The 396-nt window shown below is 33.6% G+C and carries 1 protein-coding gene; it reads right to left on the bottom strand.

Features of this window, described 5'->3' with window-relative positions; genetic code table 11:
* Positions 1-396, bottom strand: a 396-nt coding sequence (locus tag HC176_RS17190; RefSeq protein ID WP_167920225.1) for a dTDP-glucose 4,6-dehydratase, incomplete at both ends; no start/stop codon positions are given.

Genomic DNA, 396 nt, shown 5'->3' with positions numbered 1-396 from the left:
ATAAGCTTTTCAGGAAATTGATTAGGTCCATAATTATTTGAACAGTTTGATATGATATAAGGTAAATTATAGGTTTCACCATAAGCTCTGACAAAATGATCTGAACTCGCTTTTGAAGCAGAATAAGGAGAATTAGGATCGTAAGGGGTTTGTTCCGTAAAAAATCCAGTTTCCCCTAATGTGCCATAGACTTCATCTGTACTGATATGGTAAAACAACTTATTCACACAATTTCTCCCCCAGTACTTCTTTGCAGCATTTAATAAATTCACTGTACCTAGAACATTTGTTTCAACAAAAGCAAAAGGATTTGCTATAGACCTATCAACATGAGACTCAGCCGCTAAATGAATAACAGCATCAAATTCATACTCTTCAAAGAAGTTATTTATAACA

This window comes from Tamlana crocina, from assembly GCF_012037625.1.
Note: the sequence above shows the minus strand (reverse complement) of the source record. Positions and strands in the feature narration are given on the sequence as shown.